The sequence below is a fragment of the Thiomonas sp. FB-Cd genome, assembly GCF_000733775.1.
Lineage (GTDB): Bacteria > Pseudomonadota > Gammaproteobacteria > Burkholderiales > Burkholderiaceae_C > Thiomonas_A.
Window position 1 is genome coordinate 903,264 of record NZ_JPOE01000002.1, and the last position, 17,189, is coordinate 920,452.

At 65.1% G+C, this 17,189-nt stretch carries 14 protein-coding genes; 8 read left to right on the forward strand and 6 right to left on the reverse strand.

The annotated features are described in order from the left end of the window. Positions 1-4: 4 nt before the first annotated feature. From CD04_RS0104445 to CD04_RS0104455, 3 genes are all read right to left on the reverse strand, one after another. Positions 5-274 (reverse strand): MmoB/DmpM family protein, encoded by a 270-nt coding sequence (locus CD04_RS0104445; protein WP_031404587.1) that lies wholly within the window; start codon positions 272-274, stop codon positions 5-7. A 47-nt stretch (positions 275-321) separates the two neighbouring features. Next, positions 322-1,317: an aromatic/alkene monooxygenase hydroxylase subunit beta gene (locus CD04_RS0104450; protein ID WP_031404588.1), complete on the reverse strand. Its 996-nt coding sequence runs from the start codon at positions 1,315-1,317 to the stop codon at positions 322-324. Positions 1,318-1,455: 138 nt separating this feature from the next. After that, positions 1,456-1,692, reverse strand: coding sequence for a phenol hydroxylase subunit (locus tag CD04_RS0104455; RefSeq protein WP_031404589.1), 237 nt, complete (start codon positions 1,690-1,692; stop codon positions 1,456-1,458). Between the two features lie 290 nt (positions 1,693-1,982). Between CD04_RS0104455 and CD04_RS0104460 the strand changes: the two genes are divergently transcribed. The 8 genes from CD04_RS0104460 (at position 1,983) to CD04_RS0104495 (ending at position 13,000) form a co-directional block, all read left to right on the forward strand. Then, positions 1,983-3,665 (forward strand): sigma-54-dependent Fis family transcriptional regulator, encoded by a 1,683-nt coding sequence (locus CD04_RS0104460; protein ID WP_031404590.1) that lies wholly within the window; start codon positions 1,983-1,985, stop codon positions 3,663-3,665. A gap of 7 nt (positions 3,666-3,672) precedes the next feature. Continuing rightward, positions 3,673-4,470: a GntR family transcriptional regulator gene (locus tag CD04_RS0104465; RefSeq protein ID WP_081857798.1), complete on the forward strand. Its 798-nt coding sequence runs from the start codon at positions 3,673-3,675 to the stop codon at positions 4,468-4,470. A gap of 169 nt (positions 4,471-4,639) precedes the next feature. Next, positions 4,640-5,236 (forward strand): undecaprenyl-diphosphatase, encoded by a 597-nt coding sequence (locus tag CD04_RS0104470; protein WP_038167490.1) that lies wholly within the window; start codon positions 4,640-4,642, stop codon positions 5,234-5,236. Beyond that, positions 5,233-6,756: a TolC family protein gene (locus CD04_RS0104475; protein ID WP_051848923.1), complete on the forward strand. Its 1,524-nt coding sequence runs from the start codon at positions 5,233-5,235 to the stop codon at positions 6,754-6,756. The genes CD04_RS0104470 and CD04_RS0104475 overlap by 4 nt, the downstream gene beginning before the upstream one ends. Further along, on the forward strand, positions 6,753-7,850 hold the full coding sequence (locus tag CD04_RS0104480) for an efflux RND transporter periplasmic adaptor subunit (protein WP_051848924.1): 1,098 nt from the start codon (positions 6,753-6,755) through the stop codon (positions 7,848-7,850). Before CD04_RS0104475 ends, CD04_RS0104480 begins: the two co-directional genes overlap by 4 nt. Further along, positions 7,847-10,975 carry an efflux RND transporter permease subunit gene (locus tag CD04_RS0104485; RefSeq protein ID WP_051848925.1) on the forward strand — a complete coding sequence of 1,043 codons (3,129 nt, stop codon included), beginning with the start codon at positions 7,847-7,849 and terminating at the stop codon, positions 10,973-10,975. Before CD04_RS0104480 ends, CD04_RS0104485 begins: the two co-directional genes overlap by 4 nt. Next, complete coding sequence (locus tag CD04_RS0104490; protein ID WP_031404596.1) at positions 10,956-11,642, forward strand: response regulator transcription factor; 687 nt, start codon at positions 10,956-10,958, stop codon at positions 11,640-11,642. The genes CD04_RS0104485 and CD04_RS0104490 overlap by 20 nt, the downstream gene beginning before the upstream one ends. Further along, on the forward strand, positions 11,639-13,000 hold the full coding sequence (locus tag CD04_RS0104495; RefSeq protein WP_031404597.1) for an ATP-binding protein: 1,362 nt from the start codon (positions 11,639-11,641) through the stop codon (positions 12,998-13,000). Before CD04_RS0104490 ends, CD04_RS0104495 begins: the two co-directional genes overlap by 4 nt. Here the strand turns inward: CD04_RS0104495 and CD04_RS0104500 are convergent. From CD04_RS0104500 to CD04_RS0104510, 3 genes are read right to left on the reverse strand one after another with little or no spacing between them, the layout of a single operon-like run. Next, the gene (locus CD04_RS0104500) at positions 12,997-14,049 is read right to left on the reverse strand and encodes a xanthine dehydrogenase family protein subunit M (RefSeq protein ID WP_031404598.1); all 1,053 of its coding nucleotides are present in this window, start codon (positions 14,047-14,049) and stop codon (positions 12,997-12,999) included. The genes CD04_RS0104495 and CD04_RS0104500 overlap by 4 nt on opposite strands. Then, positions 14,049-16,391 carry a xanthine dehydrogenase family protein molybdopterin-binding subunit gene (locus CD04_RS0104505; RefSeq protein WP_031404599.1) on the reverse strand — a complete coding sequence of 781 codons (2,343 nt, stop codon included), beginning with the start codon at positions 16,389-16,391 and terminating at the stop codon, positions 14,049-14,051. Before CD04_RS0104505 ends, CD04_RS0104500 begins: the two co-directional genes overlap by 1 nt. Next, on the reverse strand, positions 16,388-16,930 hold the full coding sequence (locus CD04_RS0104510) for a (2Fe-2S)-binding protein (protein ID WP_231480465.1): 543 nt from the start codon (positions 16,928-16,930) through the stop codon (positions 16,388-16,390). Before CD04_RS0104510 ends, CD04_RS0104505 begins: the two co-directional genes overlap by 4 nt. Positions 16,931-17,189 lie beyond the last annotated feature (259 nt).

Sequence of the window (17,189 nt, forward strand, 5' to 3'; positions counted from 1 at the left end):
GTGCTTAGTGCTTCCAGCTCAGCGTGAGCTGGTCGTCGTCCTCGTCGATGTGCCCCGACAAGGTGATGAGGTTGATGTGCAGTTGTTGCAGGTCGTAGCGCGAGCCTGTGCGCTCCTCGATGCTCTCGCGCCGGATGGTCAGATGCCCTGGGGCATCGATCTTGACCATGCCTGGTGATTCCACCGCAGTGGCGTTGGGGTTGTCGGCCATGATGGCCTCCACCACCGGGCGGGACTCCTCGTTGGCCTGAAAGGCGATAAATACGTTGGACATGAAGTTTCCTCGTCGAAAGGCTGGGTGCAGAGGGATGGCTGTGGGGCTCACAGGGCAAGGCCTGTTTTACCCAGACGCGCACGAAGCTGCTGGCGTGCCTCGTCCAGCGCGGCGCGCCCCGTGCCAGGAAGCGCCATCTCCGCCACCGGCAACAGGGCACTGGCCGCCTGTTCTTCCCAGTTGCGGATCCACCGGGTCAGCAGGGCCTTGTTGTCCTCCGACTCAGCGGCCATGATCTTTGTCACGGCATCGACCCAGCGGTTGGCTTCGTCATGCCACTCGGGCATGAACGCTGTGAGCATGGCCACGGCGCTGCCGCCCTGAAGCGCAATGCGGTCGTCCACGAAAGTGCCGTAGATGAGCGGATACAGCAGCCCGTCGAGGGCCACGTTCTGGGCCACGAACAATTCCACGGGATCCTGCACGACCAGCGTGTCTTCGACGTAGCGCCGCAGGGGCTGCCACGCCGGGTCGACGAGCCAGGCCTCCTTGGCCGCATCCAGGCGATCAGGACCCTCCATGGCGAGCGCCAGCCGCGTGAGGTACTGGGCAACTCCAAGGTTGTCCATCGCGTGGAACATGGCCGGGGCGGTGAAGGCCGTTCCATAGCCGGTGGCGCAGATTTGCGAGTTGTTCATGTTCGCCCCCCACGCGGCATGGCGCAATGGAATGAGCACCGCAAGCGCCTGGTCGCGCACCTCCTGGGGGATGAGGTCGATCATGCCGCGCGATTCGACGAACTCGAAATTGGACTCCATGGCATCTTGCTGCCGGGCGCGGGTCATCGTCCATGAGGCGTAATAGAACTGGCGGGGATCCTTCAAGGCGTACCAGTTGCTCATCACGATGGCGGTGCGCGAGGCGTCAAAGAGCGCATGTTCCGGATCCCAGGTGGGACGGTAATGAAAATTGGTCTCGGACTGCGCCCCCATGGTGCCTTCCAGGTAGCGCGAAGCGGCCTTGTCGGCGCCGATGTACTGCGCCACATGGGCGTAGGTATGGCGCAGCGGTTTGATATCCACCGTCTTCAGGTCTATGGTCATCGATTGCTCCTCGTGGTCTTGAGTCCCCTGGGGGACGTGGTCAGGTCAACAGATCAAATAGGGACTTCGGTGCGACCCAGGCGGCACATCCAGGCGAGCCCCAAAACGCCGCCTCGCGCGCCAGACCGGGTCGTGCGTTCAGTGGCGGGTCATGAGCCCGAGAGCGTCCAGGCGCACGGCCTTTTGTGTCAGACAGAACTCCTCGAACGCCGCGGGAGGCAGCATCAACTCGACACAGAGCTCGGGAGAGCCGACGGCAAATTCAAATTCGACAAAGCCCTGGGCGTTGATGCCGGTGACCTTGACAAACCGGTGTTGCGGGTTGAAGTCATCGCGGCCTTTGACGGATGTGGTTTCCACGGCTTGCCTGTGCATCGCATCGATCTCCTTGGCTCCATTGGGAGCAGCAACCGTGCCAGATCCGGGAAATGCAGCCGATAATCTCGAGAATTAGGGGAAAACACCGACATGCTGAATCCATCAATACTCCCCAAATCAGGGTAAACACGGGTCTATTGATGGGTGATTGGTGCGATGCAACATCTTGATTTGCTGAACTTTTTATCATTTCATGAGGCTCTTTTCTCCTCATTTGACGAAATGATGAAATCTGTCCTATCTTTGTTTGACAAATGGCGAGTTTGAATAATCTCGATGGAGACACCATGGCGAAGGCGAAGCTTCCACCCCTGCCGTCGGACGCCGACCTGCGGCGGCTGATTCACTTTTCCGCAGGCGACGGGCGCATCTGGCTGGCCGGCCAACGCATGGTGCTGATCCATACGGCGGCACTGGGGGCGCTGCGCGTGGAACTCATGCACAGCGTGGGCGCGGAGCAAACGCGCCGGTGCTTCACGCGCGCGGGCTTCGCCGCCGGCGAGCGCGATGCGGCGCTGGCACGGCAAATCCGGGGCAGCGCCTCGCTGTATGACATGTTTGTCGTCGGCCCTCAGCTGCACATGCTTGAGGGCGCCGTGCAGGTCACGCCCCTGCGCTTCGAGGCCGATGCAACGACCGGAGCGTTTTACGGCGAGTTCGAGTGGATCCACTCCTGGGAGGCGGAGATCCACAAACGCGACTTCGGCGTGCAGGAGCACCCGGTGTGCTGGATGCTCATCGGCTATGCCTCCGGTTACACCAGTGCCTTCATGGGGCAGCCCATCCTTTACAAGGAAACATCGTGCGTGGGCTGCGGCGATGCGCACTGCCACATCGTGGGCAAGCCGCAGCACGAGTGGGAGGACGCCGAGGTGCTGGCCTCCTACTTCAAGGGCGGATCCATGCTCAGCACGATCCAGGAGCTGCAGACCCAGGTGGAGTCGCTGCGGCTGGAGATCTCGCCTGAAGCGAACAAGACCCAGCTGATCGGGCAGTCGGACGCCTTCAAGAACGCCTACGCGCTGCTGCACACCGCCGCGTCCACACAAGTCACGGTTCTTTTGACCGGCGAGACGGGCGTGGGCAAGGAGCGTTTCGCCCGTGCGCTGCATGCCTTGAGCACACGCGCCGACAAGCCGTTCGTGGCGATCAACTGCGCGGCCATTCCCCATGACCTGATCGAGTCGGAGTTGTTCGGCGCGGAAAAGGGTGCCTACACCGGTGCACAGGCCGCGCGCTCGGGCCGGTTTGAGCGCGCCCATGGCGGCACCCTCTTCCTGGATGAAATCGGCGAGCTGCCCCTGCAAGCCCAGGCCAAGCTGCTGCGCGTCATTCAGGAAGGCGAAGTGGAGCGGCTGGGATCCACGCAAGGCCGCAAGGTCGACGTGCGGCTGGTGGCAGCCACCAACCAGGACTTGGAGGCTGCCGTGAAGCATGGGCGCTTTCGCGCCGATCTGTATTACCGCATCAACGTCTATCCGGTGCTGATTCCCCCGCTACGGCAGCGCCGCGACGACATCGAGCCGCTTGCCCAAGCCATGCTTGATCGCTTTGCCGTGCTCCATGGCAAACCCGTGCCCATGCTGACCGACCACGCCTACGAGGCCATGCGTAACCATGACTGGCCAGGCAATGTGCGCGAGCTGGAAAACCTCGTCGAACGCGCCGTGATCCTGTCCAAGCCGCACCGCGCCGTCGATGCCCAGGATCTCTTCCCTGGCATGAGTTTTCCGCAGGGCGTGTCCATCGATCCCAAGGGGCAACTGGCCCACCACCGCCCAAGCGCGATGAATTGCGGCTCTCTGCTGGAGCAGCTCCAGGATTGCGGCGAAGGCCTGGAGGGTCTGGAACGCTCCTTGCTCCATGAAGCTGTGGACAAGGCCAAGGGCAATCTCTCCGCAGCTGCACGCATGCTCGGCTTGACCCGGGCCCAACTCAGCTATCGCCTCGCACGCAACCAAGCCAGCTAGGCTCATCATGAACGACACCGCTCACCCGCATCCGCTGTCTGCGTTGCTCACGAATTTCGCGTCCCAGGCACCGGCGCAACCGGCGCCCGCCCAGGAGCACGTCACCCCCGCCGCGCCCCAACCCAAGGGCCCTGCGCGCACGCTCACCGAGCAGGCCTATTTGCAATTGCGCCAGCACATCATTGAAGGCCACTATCCGCCAGGTGCCAAGCTGCGGGTGGAACACCTGAAAGACGATTACGCCGTGGGCGCCGGCACGCTGCGCGAGGCGCTGACCAGGTTGGTCAGCGACGCACTGGTCATTGCCGAAGGCCAGCGCGGCTTTCGCGTCACGCCGATGTCCCTTGCCGATCTGGAGGCCATCACGCGCCTGCGCATTCACATTGAAGTGGACGCCCTGCGCGAATCCGTGCGTCATGGCGACCAGGACTGGGAGCAGCGCGTGCGCCAGAGCTATGAGCAACTCACAGCCTACGAGCAGCCCATCTCGATGCAGCGACGCGCCGACTGGGAAGTCTGCAACCGCCGCTTCCACGAAGAGCTGATCTCCGCGGCCGCATCGCCGTGGACTTACCTCGTGCTGCGCATCCTGTCCCAGCACGGCGAGCGGTACCGGCGCCTTTGCATCGGTCTGGAAGACAGCAAACGCGACGTGCACCGCGAGCACGCGGAGATCTTTGATGCAGCCATGCGCCGCGCCGATTCGCGCGCGGCACTGGCTTTGGAAGATCACATCAGCACAACGCTCACCACGCTGCAAAATGCACCACCGGGTGCCGATCCCTTCGGCGAGCGCCGCCGTTAACAGCCACGTCGCGCGGCCCGGCTCCAGGCAGGCTTGGGGCTGCGTTGCGCCAATCGGGCACCTGGGCACGGCATGCCGCCCCGGCGAATGCTAAGTTGAGTCTAATTTTCCGCTCCTAGGCTGTGGATCTCGGTCGATATGACCCGCCCACCAGGAGCGTACCCCTCGCATGCAAACCCTCAACGCGCAGCTTTTTGCCTGGATCAACGCAAGTTCAAACCCACCGGCCGGCCTGCTCGTGCTCGCGCGGTTCGCCGCCCAGGACTTGATCCTGCTGGTGCCCCTGCTCCTCGTCGCAGGTTGGTTGTGGCGATCGCAAGCGCCGCGCACGGCACTCGTGCGCGCTGCGCTTGCCGCGCTCACGGGCTTGGCGATCAACCAGGTCATCGGCTTATTGTGGTTTGAACCGCGCCCCTTTGCGCTCGCAGTCGGGCATCAGTTTCTCGCACACGCCGCAGACAGCAGCTTTCCGAGTGACCACCTCACGGTGATCTGGAGTGCGGCCTTCGCGTTGTGTGCCTCGCGCGGGTGGCGCATCGCTGGCGCTGGCCTTGCGCTGCTCGGGCTTCCCGTGGCTTGGGCGCGCGTGTATCTTGGCGTGCACTGGCCCGTGGACATGGCGGGCGCCGCCTTGGTGAGCCTGGCCAGCGCGCTCTTGCTCCTGTGGGCTGGGCACGAGCCCGTGACTCGCATCACAGGCGTGATGCACCGGGCCTACCGCATGCTGGGCCGGCCATTCATTTCCAGACATTGGATCCGCGCATGAACTCCACCGCGCAGCCTCGGCGCGTCAAGCCTTCAGGCCCGACCATGCAGCGACCGCACAGCAGCCGGCTGGGCCTTTTTGTCCTCGGCGAGCGCAGGCAACGCCGCCGCGCCCGCCGCATGCTGCTGTGCCAGACAGCGGCCGCCCTGGCGCTGGTTCTCGCAGGCTGCGCCACTTACGTGCCCAAGCCCTTGCCGCCGCAGGCTCGCCTGCAGGAGCATCTGGGCGCTTTGCAGATCGATCGCGAGCGCATCGCGCTGCCGCGGCTTGCTGCTCAGCCGATCGACCTGCACGCCCCGCTGACCATGGACGCAGTCGCCACCCTGGCCGTCCTGCACAACCCGCAACTGCAGCAGGCGCGCGACCGTCTTGGCGTGGCCAGGGCACAAGCCTTCGCGGCGGGGTTGCTACCCGACCCTCAGTTCAGCGCGTCGTACGACAACCCCGGTCACAGCGCGCATGCGACGAGCTCCGCATACAACGATACCCTGAGCTTTGATCTAGGCAGCCTGATCACGCGCCCGGCGGCCCAGGCGGCCGCCCGCGCGCATGTTCGCTCGGTGAACCTGCAGCTGCTCTGGCAGGAATGGCAATCCGCGTCGCAGGCGCAGCTACTGTTCGTGCAATTGGTCGGCCTGCGTGATCGCGACGCGTTGCTGCTGTCTGAGCGCAACCTCGTGCTGGAGCGCCTGCATCGGGCTCGCGATGCGGCAAGTGCGGGCAACCTGCCCCGCACCGACGCCGATGCCGACCTTGTGGAACTGCAACGCCTCAATGAAGGCCTGGCACGCGACGCGCGCCAGCGCGTCACGCTGCAGGCCAATCTGCATGCCCTCCTTGGACTGGATCCTCAGGTCCGCTTGCGCTTGGCTGAGCTGCCGGTCATCACGACCCAGGACGCGCAAAGCGCCCGCGTCGCGCTGACGAAGATTGCCGACATCCGTCCGGACCTGATGGCTTTGCGGGCCGGCTACACAAGCCAGGAACAGCGCCTGCGCGAGGCGGTCCTGGCGCAATTTCCATCGTTCAGCGTTGGCTTGACGCGTGCGCGCGACACGAGCAACGTGAATACGCTGGGGTTCGGCGTGAGCTTTACGCTGCCCATCTTCAACGGCAGCCGCGGCGCCATCGTCGTGCAGCGTGCCACGCGCCAGGAACTGTATGACGTCTATCAAATGCGCCTGAACCAGACGCATGCCGATGTCGAACAGGCGCTCGCCAATCTGGCGTTGCTTGAGCGCCAGCGTCAAAGCTTGCGGTTTGCGCTGCCCGCGCTGCAAAGCGCCAGTGCAGCGGCCGACACGGCGCTGAGCCAAGGCGCCATTACCCTGCCCCAGGCGCAGGCCCAGCGCATGGCCTTGCTGGATCAACGCATGGCTTTGCAGGCCAATGCGCAACAAATGGCGGAGCAGGCCGTCGCGCTCGATCTGCTGACTGGCGCGGGAATCTATCGCCAGACAGCAAGTTCAGCACAACCCCCTGCGAGTTCGCAATCGGCTCATCGGAGCATCACCCCATGACGTTTTTCCCTCCGGCTCCCACCGTCTTCAGGCACCGCATCCGCCAGGCGGCCCTGCCCGCGTTGCTGAGCATTGCGCTGGCCATCATCGGGCCCATGCCAGCCGGCGCTAAACCCTCCTCGCGGGCCACGCCCGAGGTCTCGGCCCTTGTGCAGGAGGCTCCGCTGCGCCAGGGAACCCTGGCGCAGACCGAGACGGCGCTGGGCCAGGTGATCACGGCGACCGACAAGGCGCTTGCCGTGGCGTTTCAGCGCAACGTGCAGGTGCTGCAGGTGCGGGTGCGCGCGGGCGAGAAGGTCCGGCGCGGGCAGGCATTGATCACCGTGCAGGGCGCGCCGGGCAGTGAGCTCGCCTACGTTCAGGCTTTGACCGGAGTGCGCTTTGCCACGGCGGACCTGCAGCGCGTTCAACAACTCGCTGGGCAGCAACTGGCAACGCAGGCCCAGGTCAACGCTGCGCGCAAGACACTGGCGGATGCCCAGGCGCAACTGGCTGCAGCGCGCGCCCAGGGGCTGGGAGGCGGCGTGCAGACGACCACCGCGCCGTTTGACGGCATTGTCCTGGCCGTGCACACCTCACCGGGCGCCCGGATCAACGCCGGAAGCGACGCGTTGATGCTGGCCCCTGCCGGGGGCCTTCAAGCCGTCGTTGGCGTCACACCCGATGTCGCCAGTGCCTTGCACGCGGGTCAAGCCGTGCGCGTGAGCGCCGTGTTCGACGCGGATCAGAGCACATCGGCAACCGTGTTGGCCGTGGGTGGCGTCGTGGATGCCCAGAGCCATCTGGTCAATGTCACGCTTGCCCTGCCGGGGCAAGCGTCGGGCTGGATGCCGGGGCTGGCCGTGCAAGCCAGCATGCAATTGCACCCGTGGCATGGCTGGATCGTCCCGCGCCAGGCGGTGCTGCGTGACGCTTCGGGCCAGGCCTATGTCTTTCAGGACGACCAGGGCAAGGCCCGGCGCGTGAACGTCACGGTGGAAATCGATCAGGCTAAACACAGCGGCATTGCCGGCGATTTGCTCGCCAACCGGCCGCTGGTCGTGCTGGGCAACTACGAGCTCAGCAGCGGCATGACGCTGCGGGTGGCGAAATGAACGTTTCGCAATGGCTGCAGCGGCACCGCCGCTCGGTGCTTTTCCTGTTGGCGCTGCTGGCGGCCGGCGGCCTCCTGGCCGCCTTCAAGTTGCCCGTGGGACTGTTTCCCAATGTCAACTTTCCACGGGTCATGGTCAGCGCCGATGCCGGCGACCGGCCATCGCGCCAGATGATGCTGCAGGTCACCTATCCCCTGGAGCAGGCGGTGCGCCGCGTCCCGGGCGTCGTCGACGTGCGCTCGACAACCAGCCGCGGCGCGGCCGACATCTCGGTGAACTTCCATTGGGGCACGGATATGAACCTGGCCGCGGTCCAGGTCAACGAAGCCATAACCCAGAAGCTGCCGGAACTTCCGCCTGGAACGGTCTTGTCGAGCAAGCGGATGGATCCGACAGTCGACCCCATCATCGCCTACAGCCTGACTTCGAACAACGTGCCGCTCACGCGGCTCTATGACCTCGCGCAATTCCAGTTGCGCCCGCTTCTGTCCAGCATCGACGGGGTCGGCCGGGTGCAGGTGCAAGGCGGCGCTCAGGAGGAATACCACGTCATCATCGATCCAGCCAAGCTGCAGGCCGACGGCCTGAGCCTGGGCGATGTGCAGCACGCGCTGTCCAGTGGTAACGGCGTCCAGGCCGTGGGCAAACTGGAGGATCGCTACAAGCTGCTCCTGGCGCTGGCCGACTCGCGGCTGCACGACGCCTCGCAGATCGGTGACCTCGTGATCAAGGCCACACCCACGGGCGTCGTGCGCGTGCGCGACGTCGCCGTGGTCACCCGAAGCACCGTTCCCCAATGGATCAAGGTCACGGCCGACGGCCATGACGCCGTGCTGCTCAACATTTACCAGCAGCCCGGCGGCAACAGCGTGCAGATCGCGCGTGCCGTGCGCCAGGCCCTGGCCACCTACAAGACGCCGCCCGGGGTGAAGCTGGCGAACTGGTACGACCAAAGCCAGCTGGTCGTCGCCTCGGCATCCAGCGTGCGCGACGCCATCCTCATCGGCGTGGTGCTCGCAGGGCTGGTCCTTCTCGTGTTCCTGCGCAGCATCAAGATCACGCTGATTGCCATGGTCACGGTGCCTGCGGTCCTGGCGTCCGCCGTGGTGCTTCTTTACGCCCTGGGCATGAGCTTCAACATCATGACCCTCGGGGGCATGGCAGCTGCTGTGGGCCTGGTCATTGACGACGCCATCGTCATGAGCGAGCACATCGTGCGGCGTCTGGGCGAATCGGGCGCACAAAGTCCCGACGTTGCAGCGCGCCACAGCCGTGTGCTGCATGCGGCGATGGAATTTTTCCGGCCGCTTGCGGGGTCCAGCGCGTCGACGGTCATCATTTTCGTGCCGCTGGCTTTCCTCTCCGGGGTGACTGGGGCATTTTTCCAGGCGCTGTCGCTGACGATGGCGGCAGCCCTGATCATTTCCTTTTTCGTGTCCTGGCTGGCCGTGCCGTTGCTGGCTGACAAGTTCATCACCGTGCGTGACGCCGAGCGGGAGCGAGATCGCGGCCATGGCCCGCTGACGGCTGCCGTGCATCGCGCCTACGCCCGCCTGCTGCCTGCCCTGCTGCGCCGCCCGGCCCTGCTCCTGCTCGGCCTTGTCCCGCTGCTGCTGGCGGGCGCCTTGGCCTACCGCCAGGTCGGCAGCGGCTTCATGCCGCACATGGACGAAGGTGGCTTCATTCTGGACTACCGTACGCCACCCGGCACCTCGCTGAGCGAAACCAACCGCTTGCTCAAGCAGATCGAGACCATTCTGCGCGCCACGCCCGAGGTGCAGACCTGGTCGCGGCGCACCGGCGCCCAACTGGGTGGCGGGATCACCGAAGCCAACGAGGGCGACTTTTTCGTGCGCCTCAAGCCGCCGCCGCGCAAGTCGATCGATCTGGTGATGGAATCGGTCCGCCAGAAAATCGAGACGCAGGTCCCGGGCGTGCAGATCGAGATGGCGCAGCTGATGGAAGACCTGATTGGGGACCTGACCGCGGTGCCGCAGCCGGTCGAGATCAAGATCTACGACGACAACCCGAGCCAACTGGCGAGGCTCGCGCACAAGACCGCCGCGGACATCGCCACGATCCCCGGCATCGTCGACATCAAGAGCGGCATCAAACCCGCCGGCGATGCCCTGAATCTGCGTCTTGACCCAACGCGCATGGCGCTTCAAGGCGTCGACGCGCAGCAGGTGCAGACGCAGCTTGCCACACTCATTGGTGGCACGGTGGCCACGCAGATCGAACAAGGACCGAAGATGGTGGGCGTGCGCATCTGGGATGCGCCGGATCTGTGGCGTACGCCCGCTGCCATCGACAAGCTGCCGCTGCGGGCGCCTGACGGCCATGTGTTTGAGCTCGGCCAAGTCGCCCATGCCAGCGTGCTGACCGGGCAGCCGGAAATCACGCGGGAGAACCTCAAGCGCATGGCCGCCGTCACGGCTCGCATCAGCGGGCGCGACCTTGGCACCACCATTGCTGCGGTCAAACGGGTGCTCGACGCCCCGGGCTATTACCCCTCGGATGTGTACTTCAAGCTCGGCGGCCTGTACAAGCAGCAGCAGATTGCATTCAGGGGCCTGGTCGAGGTTCTGGTGGCCGCAGTGCTGCTGGTGTTTTTCCTGCTTCTGTTCCTTTACGAGCGCTTCAAGGTGGCACTGGCCATCCTGGCCATGCCACTGGCGGCCTTGCCGGCCGTATTCGTCGGCTTGTGGATGGCGGGGATTGAGCTCAACATCTCGGCGATGATGGGCATGACCATGATCGTGGGCATCGTCACGGAAGTTGCGATCTTCTATTTCAGCGAAGTGCAGGATCTGCACCGTACGATGCCGACCATGCCTGCGGACACGGCGCTGGTGCAAGCGGGCATCAACCGGATGCGCCCGATCGCCATGACCACGCTTGCGGCAATGCTCACCCTTGCCCCGCTGGCGTTTGGCATGGGTCAGGGCTCGGCCATGCAGCAGCCGCTGGCGGTGGCGATTATTGCGGGGCTGGCCGTGCAACTTCCGCTGGTGCTGCTGCTTATGCCCGCGCTCTTTAAGCTGATGGGTGGCAGCCTGGTCAGTGAGGTCGACGAGGGCGCCGCGCAAGACGAGGTCAATGACGATGCGCATTTTGCTGGTTGAGGATGATCAGATGCTGGGCGCGGCCACGCAGGAGGCCCTGCGCGACGCCGCCCACGCGGTGGACTGGGTGACCGATGGCGAGTCCGCGCTGGCTGCCGTGCGAACCACGGCCTACGAGGCGATGCTGCTTGACCTGGGTCTGCCCAAACGCGACGGCCTGTCCGTGCTCCAGGCGATTCGCCATGGCGCAAACAACCTGCCCGTGCTGATTGTCACCGCGCGCGACGCCGTGGAGGACTGCATACGGGGGCTGGACCTTGGGGCAGACGACTACCTGGTCAAGCCGTTCGAAGCTGGTGAATTGCTGGCGCGGCTGCGCGCCGTGGCGCGGCGCAAGGGCGGCCAGGGCCAACCCCTTTTGAGCAATGGCGCGCTGACGCTGGATCCGACCACGCGCGAGGCCAGCTACGAAGGAAACACGGTCCGACTTTCAGCCCGGGAGCACGCGCTGCTCCATGCCTTGCTCCTGCGACCGGGCGCAATCCTCTCGCGCAAGGAACTGGAGGACCGCATCTATGGCTGGAACGAGGAAGTGGAAAGCAATGCCGTGGAGTTTTTGATCCACGGCATCCGCAAAAAACTCGGCCAGTCCGCCATCAAGAACGTGCGCGGCGTGGGCTGGATGGTCGACCGCGAGGCCGGGCAAGCGCAGCACACGGCGCCATGAACCCGCGCGCCGTGCTGCGCCAATGGGCGGCGCAATCGCTGCTGCGCCGACTCTGGCTGTGGATGACGGTGATCGTCGCCGTGGTGGGCGTGTGTACCGCTGCCGTGTCCTACGTGTTTGGCTACCAGGAAGCCAACGAACTGCAGGATGCGCAATTGCGCCAGATCGCCAGTCTTGTGCATCGCTGGGGCGATCTCCCCCAAGCCGTCCTTGAGCCGCAGGGCGCCGAAGTCGACAAAGACGCTCGCATCATCGTCGAGCGCCTTGACCGGCCGGCGTCTCCGCGCGGACTGGCCTTGCCAGGGCAGCTCGGCGTGGGCATGCATGTCGTGCAATCCGGCGGGCATTCCTGGAGGGTATTCGTGCGCGACGGTCCCATGGGACGCATCGCGGTTGCGCAACGCACGGATGTGCGCTCGGACGCCGCGATCGACAGTGCCCAGCGCACCCTCTTCCCGTTGCTGGCCCTCATTCCGCTGCTCGCACTGCTTGCCGCCTGGGTCGTGCAGCGCGCCTTGCGCCCCGTGCGCGATCTGGCACGTGAGGTCGATGCGCGCGATGACAGCCGACTTGACGCGCTCCCCGTCGAGCACGTCCCGCAGGAAGTGCTGCCTTTCATCGCATCCATCAATCGGCTTTTGTCGCGCGTGGCCACCATGCTCGAGCGTGAACGCCGGTTCGTGGCCGACGCGGCCCATGAGTTGCGCACGCCCATTGCGGCGCTGAGCCTGCAAGCCGAGAACCTTGCGCACGCGGACATGCCGGAAAACACGCGCACCCGTCTTCGCAGCCTGCAGCAAGGGTTGGCCAGAACGCGCACCGTGGTGGAGCAGCTCCTGAGCCTTGCGCGCGTGCAGTCCGGACGCGGCCTCACCCTGCGGCCCCTGGACCCGACGCAGGTTCTGCAGCAGGTCATCGCCGATCTCATGCCGCTGGCAGCTGAAAAGGGTATCGATCTGGGCATGGAACGCAACGAAGGTGCGCCGATCCTGGCGGATTCGACACAGCTCTATACCCTTTTGCGCAACGGCCTGGACAACGCGCTGCGTTACACACCCCCCGGGGGGCGCGTGGATTTGGCGATCTCGACGGACCGCACCGACGGTGACCCTGCGAGGGTCCACATCGACATATCGGACACGGGCCCCGGCATCGCCCCCGATGATCTGGAACGCGCCTTCGAACCGTTCGAGCGCCTGTGGCACGCGGCCGACTCCATGGGCAGTGGACTCGGCCTGGCCATCATGCGCAATATCGCGGAAAACCTGGGTGGGCGCATTCAGCTTCAGAATCGACCCACTGGCGGCTTGCGCCTGCGCTACAGCCAGCCCGCCGTGCGGCAAGCAAACGCCGTCTAGGCTGGCGCGCGCGCTGCAGGCGTCGCGGCTTGTTGGATGGCGCGAACGATCAGCGCGCGAAAGAGCGGCACCTTGTAGCCGTTTCCCGACAGCGGTGTGGCAGGAGCAAGGGCTGCATCGGCTGCGGTTTTTGCCACGTCGTCGCTGATCGTGGAGCCCTCAAGAATCGCTTCGGCTTGTGGCGCCCTCCAGGCGACGGGTGCTGCAGCGCCCAGCACAACGCGTGCCTGACGGCACACACCGTCGTCGCCCATGACCAGGACTGCTGCCACTGCGGCCAAAGGCCAATCAAAGGACGCCTTCTCGCTGAGTTGCACATAGGCCGAGCTGGCTGAACGGGCCAAGGCGGGAAGTCTGATGGCGGTGACCAACTCATCGGCACCAAGGACAGTCTCGCGGTGCGGGTCCCGGCTGGGCAGCACGAAGAATTCGTCCAGCGCGACGACCCGCCGCTCACCGTTGCCGCGGACGCACTCCACCTGGGCCTGCAACGCCAGCAACGCCGTGGCGGGCGTGGAGGGATGAACAATGGCGCAGCCATCCTGATTGGCAAAGATCGCGTGGTAGCGGTTGTCCCCCCCATATGCGAAGCAGTGCTCACCCCCCTTGCGCACGCAGTGATGCGCGGCCGAGCGCAGGTACCAGCACCGGGGGCGCTGCAGCAGGTTGCCTCCAAGCGTTGCTCGATTGCGGATCTGCGGGCTTGCGGCCAACGCTGCGGCCTGGGCAAGTGCTGCACAGCGCCGTTGCAAGGCCGGATGCGCGGCAAGCTGTGCTAGTGTCGTCAAGGCGCCGATCGTGAACCCGCCATCGGCCTCTTCGCGAATCCCCTGCAGTTCGGACAGGCCGCTGATGTCGATGAGACGCCTGGGGCTGACCAGGCCATCTTTCATCAGGTCGACAACATCCACGCCGGCCGCTTTGACAAGCGTCGCCTGGGACTTCGCCAATTGGCCTGGCCTGTGGACCATGGCCTCGGCGGTGGTGTGCGTGGCCCGCGACGCTGCCTCCTGGGGCGACGTAGCCCGTTGCCATTCGAAGGCATTCATCAAGGCACGCTCCTGCCGGCATCGTGCAGCGCCTGAAGGACAAGGGCCGGGGTCATGGGCAGCGCATGCATGCGCACCCCGGTTGCGTTATACACGGCATTGGCGACGGCTGCGGCCGTTGCAATGTTCGCCGGCTCGGCCACGCCATAGGCGTCCGTTGCACTCAATCCTTGATAGTTTTCGAGCACCACGACCTCGATGTCAGGCAGTGCGCCCGCGCCGATGCATTTGTAGTCGACGAAATTCGCATTCATCATCCAGCCTGTGTGGGGGTCGAGAATCCGCTCCTCAAGCAAGGCGTAGGAAATGCCCATCAAGACGCCGCCGTGGATCTGACTTTCAATCTGCAGGGGGTTGATGGGCCGCCCACAGTCGTGCACGGCCACGACGCGCTCGACCTGGATGATGCCGGTTTGCGTGTCAACGCAAACCTGCGCAAACTGCACGCCGCCGAGATCGTTCAGCGCGATGGCAGCGTCGCCGTGGCAGGTTCGAAAACCGGCATAGTCGTCGCTGCGGCTTGCCACCGCACTGATGCGGTCCGTGCGTAGCGTTGCAGCCGCCTCGCTCCAGGCCATGCGCGGCCGCGATCCATCGGTGCAGTGCACCCAGCCGTCTTGCAGCGTCAAGGCCTGCGGATCCACACCCCAGTGTGACGCCACCGCGTTCAATAATGATCGCTTGATCTGCCATGCGGCCGTGCGTGCCGGGGGCGTGATGGACGCCGAGGTTCGGCTGCCATACGACGGCGGACCCGAGGGAAACTCGGTGTCTCCAAGGCGCACGTCAATGGCACTGGGCTGCAAGCCCAGCTCTTCGGCAACGACCTGCTTGAGCAGCGTGCCAATCCCCGTGCCGATCTCTTGCACGCTGGAGAGGAGTTCGACGCTTCCGTCTCGCCACAGGCGCAACTCGCAAGCCGAGTTGATCTGGACATTGGCAGGCCATAGTGACTGCGCCATTCCGATGCCGCGCTTGATGAGGCCCTGATCGGAGCCCGGTGACCTTCGGTGTTCCCATCCGACTTTCTGCGCGCCAAGCCGGCGTTCCTCGCGCCGCACCGCGCTGAGGTCGATCACGTCGCGCAGCGCCACGGGATCCATGGCCAGTTTCTCGGCCAGCGCATCGATTGACTGCTCCAACGCAAACGCGCCTTGCGTGTTTCCGGGCCCTCGCATCGCCGTGCTCGGCGACGTATTGGTGAAGACATCAAACTGCAGCGATTCCCGGTTGGGGCAATCGTAGAGCGCCATGGCGATCCCGCCAACGCCCGCGCCCTGGGCAACACCCGCACTGCCCCACGCCTGCAGTGCGATGGCGGTGAGCTTGCCATCAAGGCGCGCCCCGATCCGCAGGTGCTGCTTGCTTGAGGGGCGGTTTCCACTGTCCATCAGTTCCTCGTCTCGCCGATACACAAGGCGCACCGGTGCCCTGGCCAGGCGCGACAGGGCCACGGCCGTCTTGCCATAAAGGCCAAGCTGCGATTTGGAGCCAAAGCCGCCACCGACGGCTTTGGCGCGGACCCGCACACGCGACAGTGGCAACTCGAACGCCTCGGCAATCTGCGCGCGCACGCCAGCCGTGAACTGCGTGGACATCCAGACCTCGACCCCGTCATCGCCCCAGGCGGCCACAATGGCGTGCGGCTCCAGGCAGCAGTGGGTCTGGACCTGGGTGAAAAACGTCCCTTCCACCACGCATTGCGCAGCGGCAAACCCGTCGTTCAGATCCCCGTGCGCCTGCCGGACGGGGCCTCTGACGTTGCCCGCGAGCGGCAGATCCGGGACGAAGGGAAACCCCACGGATGGAATGCCCGCCGCCTCGTCCTGCCGGTAAAGCGCTGCAGCCTCGGGCTTCATGGCGGAGTCCAGATCCAGGACCGATGGCAGCGGCTCAAGCTCGATCCGGATCCGATCGAGCGCCGCCTGCGCCGATTCGGGCGTTTGCGCTGCCACGGCCGCAAGGGGTTGGCCCACATAGCGCACCGTGGCCATGTGGCCGTGCGCTGGCCGGTCCACCATGGCCACGACAGCCCGCACACCTGGCTCCTCCCGCGCAGGAGCAAGGTCCAAGACACGGATGCGCGCATGCGCAAGCGGCGATCGCAGCACGGCCGCGAAGAGCATGCCTGGCAACTGAACGTCCACGGTATAGATCGCTGCGCCGGTGACTTTGTCAACGGCATCCCAGCGCGGCTCGCTGCGACCCACATGCCTGAGCTCGGCATTGGGCGCCAGCGCCGGTGGTTCGTCCCCGGATAGCGCGCGTGCGACATGCTGGACGCCAAGGTGGGCCATGCCCACCGCAAGCCGCTCTTCGCGTGGCAAGGAATCGTTCGTCATTTTTGTTCTGCCTCGACAGCGGCCAACGCCAGCATCGCCCGCATGACGTGCGGATAGGTTCCACAGCGACAAAGATGACCACTGATCGCGGTCTCGACGTCTTCAACACTCGGGTGCCGATTGCGTGCCAAAAGGGCAGCACAGCTCATGACGAGACCCGGCGTGCAAAAACCGCATTGCACGGCATCGTGCTCGATGAACGCCTTTTGCACCGGGTGCAGATCGTTGGCCGGCGCCAGTCCCTCAATTGTGGTGATGTGGCGCGAGTCGACTTCAATCGCCAGGATCGTGCATGCAGCAACGGGCAGATCGTCGAGCCAGACGGTGCACGCGGAACACGCTCCGTGATTGCATGCCACCTTCGTCCCGGTCAAATCCAGCGATGTGCGCAGGGCCTCTGCCAGCGTCGTACGCGGCTGCACCCGAAGCGGCCGTGAACGCCCGTTGACGACGAGCACGATCGGTACGTCTTCAAGCTTGGGGACTTCGTCCATTGGCTTGGACGTGCCATCAGCCGTTTCCTGCGCGTTGTTCGCCATGCTCTCGCCCTCCACCCCTGCGCATTTCCCGCCGCGCCCTGGACGCGGCGGTGCAGGGTCGATTGGCCGACGCACTGCGCTCGCCGCCTATTGCGCAACTGTAGGCCGCCCTCGCCGCAAATGCGAGATATCCCCACGCCGACTGGATCATCCAGGTGCTCCAGCCAGCCATGCACGTCGCCGGCAGCCAGGAATGCACGCGAGTCAAACCTCGATGCTCACCTGCTTTGCATGGCGCGCGCACAAGGTGGCGACCCAC

Excerpts from the sequence above, each read along its gene's own strand:
- CD04_RS0104455 (WP_031404589.1), bottom strand. The coding sequence starts at position 1,692 with ATGCACAGGCAAGCCGTGGAAACCACATCCGTCAAAGGCCGCGATGAC.
- CD04_RS0104475 (WP_051848923.1), top strand. The coding sequence starts at position 5,233 with ATGAACTCCACCGCGCAGCCTCGGCGCGTCAAGCCTTCAGGCCCGACC.
- CD04_RS0104450 (WP_031404588.1), bottom strand. The coding sequence starts at position 1,317 with ATGACCATAGACCTGAAGACGGTGGATATCAAACCGCTGCGCCATACC.
- CD04_RS0104470 (WP_038167490.1), top strand. The coding sequence starts at position 4,640 with ATGCAAACCCTCAACGCGCAGCTTTTTGCCTGGATCAACGCAAGTTCA.
- CD04_RS0104505 (WP_031404599.1), bottom strand. The coding sequence starts at position 16,391 with ATGACGAACGATTCCTTGCCACGCGAAGAGCGGCTTGCGGTGGGCATG.
- CD04_RS0104500 (WP_031404598.1), bottom strand. The coding sequence starts at position 14,049 with ATGAATGCCTTCGAATGGCAACGGGCTACGTCGCCCCAGGAGGCAGCG.
- CD04_RS0104445 (WP_031404587.1), bottom strand. The coding sequence starts at position 274 with ATGTCCAACGTATTTATCGCCTTTCAGGCCAACGAGGAGTCCCGCCCG.
- CD04_RS0104465 (WP_081857798.1), top strand. The coding sequence starts at position 3,673 with ATGAACGACACCGCTCACCCGCATCCGCTGTCTGCGTTGCTCACGAAT.
- CD04_RS0104485 (WP_051848925.1), top strand. The coding sequence starts at position 7,847 with ATGAACGTTTCGCAATGGCTGCAGCGGCACCGCCGCTCGGTGCTTTTC.
- CD04_RS0104480 (WP_051848924.1), top strand. The coding sequence starts at position 6,753 with ATGACGTTTTTCCCTCCGGCTCCCACCGTCTTCAGGCACCGCATCCGC.
- CD04_RS0104490 (WP_031404596.1), top strand. The coding sequence starts at position 10,956 with ATGCGCATTTTGCTGGTTGAGGATGATCAGATGCTGGGCGCGGCCACG.
- CD04_RS0104460 (WP_031404590.1), top strand. The coding sequence starts at position 1,983 with ATGGCGAAGGCGAAGCTTCCACCCCTGCCGTCGGACGCCGACCTGCGG.
- CD04_RS0104495 (WP_031404597.1), top strand. The coding sequence starts at position 11,639 with ATGAACCCGCGCGCCGTGCTGCGCCAATGGGCGGCGCAATCGCTGCTG.
- CD04_RS0104510 (WP_231480465.1), bottom strand. The coding sequence starts at position 16,930 with ATGGCGAACAACGCGCAGGAAACGGCTGATGGCACGTCCAAGCCAATG.